The sequence below is a fragment of the Celeribacter marinus genome (assembly GCF_965656515.1).
Classification (GTDB): domain Bacteria; phylum Pseudomonadota; class Alphaproteobacteria; order Rhodobacterales; family Rhodobacteraceae; genus Celeribacter; species Celeribacter marinus_D.
On record NZ_CBFHKW010000097.1, the window covers coordinates 1 to 3,958 of the forward strand.

The 3,958-nt window shown below is 52.8% G+C and carries 3 protein-coding genes and 1 pseudogene; all 4 read right to left on the bottom strand.

Features of this window, described 5'->3' with window-relative positions; genetic code table 11:
* Window positions 1–158: 158 nt before the first annotated feature.
* Window positions 159–770, bottom strand: coding sequence for a protein-methionine-sulfoxide reductase heme-binding subunit MsrQ (gene msrQ / locus ACTG34_RS13375; RefSeq protein WP_439105384.1), 612 nt, complete (start codon window positions 768–770; stop codon window positions 159–161).
* Window positions 770–1,696, bottom strand: coding sequence for a protein-methionine-sulfoxide reductase catalytic subunit MsrP (gene msrP, locus ACTG34_RS13380; protein ID WP_439105385.1), 927 nt, complete (start codon window positions 1,694–1,696; stop codon window positions 770–772). Before msrP ends, msrQ begins: the two co-directional genes overlap by 1 nt.
* 114 nt (window positions 1,697–1,810) lie before the next feature.
* Entirely contained in the window at window positions 1,811–3,307 is a 1,497-nt protein-coding gene (locus ACTG34_RS13385; protein ID WP_439105386.1) for an FMN-binding glutamate synthase family protein, read from the bottom strand.
* Between the two features lie 273 nt (window positions 3,308–3,580).
* Window positions 3,581–3,958 (bottom strand): annotated as a pseudogene (locus tag ACTG34_RS13390) (ATP-dependent chaperone ClpB); the annotation flags it as partial.

Below are 3,958 nucleotides of genomic sequence, written 5' to 3' on the forward strand. Positions count from 1 at the left end.
CCAACGCAGAACAACCAACGCAACATATTGTGCTTATCCACAGCCCCCAACGCAAGAATACAAAAGCACAGACAAAAACACCCCCGAGTCAGTGTGAATCGGGGGTGGGAATCGCACTCAAAAGAATCAAATCCACCGCCAGAATCGGTATTTGACCCTTAGGCGCGAGCCATTCTTAGCCGGGCAGACCACTTAACGCGCATAGCCAACAAGATCGTCACTATAGCCAAATAGACCAAAGGCTCTATCTGCCAACCCTTCACCAACATAACGAAGTGCACGGCACCAAGCAGGATCGCTGGATAGAAAAGCTTATGCAGCACGCGCCATTTTGATCCGAGTTTTCGGACCGACCAGTTGTTTGATGTTATGGCGAGCGGGAGCATCATGACAAAGCCCGCCATGCCAATCGTTATATAAGGACGCTTTAGAATATCCTTTATGATCTGGCTCAGGATTTGCACGTCCAGAACGAGCCACACCAACAGATGGAGAAAGATGTAGGCAAAACCGATCACACCCAGGGCGCGGCGAAACTTAATCAGGCTTACACCCGCATATTTGCGCAGCGGTGTAATCGCGAGCGTGAATATTAGAACCTGAAGCCCAAGCTGCCCCATCTCGTGCTCAAGGTTCTTGACTGGATCTACACCAAGCTGCCCCGTGATGGCCCAATAGAACATCACGACCGGCGGAATGATCGCTACTATATAAAGAGGCCATGCAGGCACACGGCGTAGCGACCGATTCAACCCATCAACAAACGCCATTAGTACTGCACCGTGAGGTCCATACCTTTATATAGGTCGGCCACTTGTTCCTCGTATCCATTAAACTTGACGGTCTCTATGCGCTTGGCGAATACGCCGCCCCCAATGCGCCGCTCGGAGGACTGGGTCCAGCGCGGGTGGCTCACCTCGGGATTCACGTTAGAATAGAATCCGTATTCGCGGTGATTGATCGCCTTCCATGTGTTTACGGGCTGCTTATCCGTCAGCGTAATCTTGACCACTGACTTGATCGACTTGAACCCGTACTTCCATGGCACGACAAGGCGCAGCGGCGCGCCGTTCTGATTTGGAAGCTCTTTGCCATAAAGGCCTGTTGCCATAAGGGTGAGCGGATGCATCGCCTCATCAAGGCGCAGACCCTCGACATATGGCCAATCCAAGAGGGGGCGTTGTTGCCCACGCATCTCTTCGGGGCGATAGAGGGTTTCGAACCGCACATACTTGGCCTTGGATTGAATCCCCGCCAATTGCAAAAGCTGACGCAGCTCAAAGCCGTTCCACGGGATCACCATCGACCAAGCCTCAACACAACGGAAGCGGTAGATACGCTCGTCTATATCCATCTTTGATAGGATGTCTCCTAGGCCGTAAGACCCTGGACGCTCCACTAGGCCATCGATTTCAACCGACCAAGGGTCTGTCGTCAACGCGCTCGCGTACTTGGCCGGATCGCCCTTATCCGTTCCGAACTCATAAAAGTTATTGTAAGTGGTGATCTCTTCAAATGTGTTTGGCGTCTCTGTTGTGTCAAACCCGTTGATTTTGAACTCCGGCTTATCTTGCGCCCGAGCGCCTGTAGCACCAAGCACACCTGCGCCCACCATGCCCGCCAAGAGCGCGCGGCGATTCATATAAGTGTGCTCAGATGTGACGTCGGAATACTTCAGTGCTGACTTGAGTTTCATTTCTCTACCCTTCTGGCTTTTCAAAATGGTAGCCTGTGCAGCTTAACAGGCAAACAAAACTCATCTCACATCTGCGTTTGGACATTGTAACGTTTGGACGCCAACCTGCCTAGACTAGTGCAATTCCGTCATATTGGGCACGATCCGGTCAAGAGGGATAGACGTCCCGTCCGCCTGAACAATCCGCACATGACCGCGCCGCATCTGGCGAGGCTCCAAAACACCAACGGAGTGCGCGATGGTTTCCAACTCTTTGATCGAGGCCTTGGCGTAGGCCGCCACCTTTTTGTATTTGTCCTCTACCACCAGACCCTTTTGCAGATGCTCGTCATGCGTGGTGATCCCAGTGGGACAGGTGTTCTTGTTGCATTTGAGCGCCTGAATACATCCAAGTGAGAACATGAACCCGCGTGCCGACACGACAAAATCAGCGCCGGCACATATAGCCCACGCCAAATCAGCCGGATTAACAAGCTTGCCGGCAGCGATGATCCGAATGCGATCATGCAGCCCATATTTATCGCGAAGATCCACGATACGGATCAAAGCCTCTTTAATCGGCATGCCGACCAGATCAATAAGTGGCATGGGGGCGGCACCCGTGCCACCCTCGCCACCATCAATCGTAATGAAGTCAGGCGCACAATCATCCCCCCGCTCTTTGATCAATTCAAAGAACTCAGCCCAAGGGCGCGACGAGCCGACCACAAACTTAAAGCCAACCGGCTTTCCAGTGACCTCTCTTATATGTGCGATAAAATCGAGAAGATCGCCGAAGTCATCCACCTCACGGTGACGGTTTGGGGAAATTCCGTCTTCACCGGGTTTCAGTCCACGAATAGCGGCGATCTCCGCCGTGATCTTTTCTGCAGGTAAAATACCGCCCTTGCCGGGTTTAGCACCTTGGCTAAGCTTGATCTCAAACATCTTGACCTGATCGTGGGCCGCCATTGCGCGCAACTTATCATCGTCAAGGTTTCCATCCTCGTCGCGTATTCCGTATTTTGCAGTGCCGATCTGATACACGAGATCACCGCCCCCTTCGAGGTGGAATGGCGACAACCCTCCCTCCCCCGTGTTGAGCCAAATCCCCGCCTCTTTCGCACCCTTGGAAAGCGCCAAAACCGCAGGCTTTGAAATGGCGCCAAATGACATGCCGGAGATATTGAAGATCGAGTTGGCAGTATAAGGCACACGACAATGCGGACCGATCACCATCGGCTCGGAGGTTGCGAACTGATCGTCCAATGGCGGAAAAGCTGCATTCATAAAGATCGGCGTACCTGGAATGGACAGGCTACGGGTCGACCCAAAGGCGACAGTATTCCCTTTGCCATTTGCCGACCTGTAAATCCAATCGCGCTGCGCACGGTTGAACGGCATTTCCTCTCGGTCCATCGCAAAGAAGTATTGGCGAAAGAACTCACCCAAAACAGAAAACCAATGGCGAAAGTGGCCAATAACTGGATAGTTCCTCAAAACTGCGTCACGCGTTTGAGTCTTGTCTAAAAAGTACATGATCAACGCCCATAGCGCCACCAACCCAATCGCAACGACGAACAACAGCGCCAACACCTGTAATGCGCCCATCGCCCAATTCCAAAATACCATTCGCGTACTCCCTTTTGCGACACACTGACATAAGCACACCAGATGGCAACAGGGTTAACGCAAACAATTCGAGCTCATTTCTGCACCGCACCGTGACGAAGAGATAAAAGTGCAGATACCCTCTGCAATCAGATCAATGGGAGCACAGAACATGATCAAATTAATCGCAGAAGACGATTACAGCTACATTCGTCCGTAAGGCGCAGTACAACACGGCAAACAAAAGGCGGCCTGTTGGGGCCGCCTTTCGCAATTCATACGTGCCTATACCGCCTAATGTACGACAGCGTCATCAGGCTTGGGCCTGTTCGACACGCCTTTTCGGTCGCCGAGAATAAGCCCGTCACTCCCTGCCATCACCGCAATACTGTCACCATCGTTGACATCTCCGCCCAGCAAGCTTTCGGCAAGAGGGTCTTGCAAGGCACGCTGGATCACGCGTTTGAGCGGTCTTGCACCGAACACAGGGTCGTAGCCCTCATCGGCCAACCACTGCTTGGCACCGTCATCAAGCGTCAGCGTGATGTCGCGCTTGGCCAATCGTTTGGCCAAAAGACCAAGCTGGATCTCGACGATCCCGCCCATATCCTCACGGCCCAAGCGATCAAAGATAATCGTCTCGTCCAAACGGTTGAGAAACTCGGGCCGGAA

Excerpts from the sequence above, each read along its gene's own strand:
- msrP (WP_439105385.1), bottom strand. The coding sequence starts at position 1,696 with ATGAAACTCAAGTCAGCACTGAAGTATTCCGACGTCACATCTGAGCAC.
- ACTG34_RS13385 (WP_439105386.1), bottom strand. The coding sequence starts at position 3,307 with ATGGTATTTTGGAATTGGGCGATGGGCGCATTACAGGTGTTGGCGCTG.
- msrQ (WP_439105384.1), bottom strand. The coding sequence starts at position 770 with ATGGCGTTTGTTGATGGGTTGAATCGGTCGCTACGCCGTGTGCCTGCA.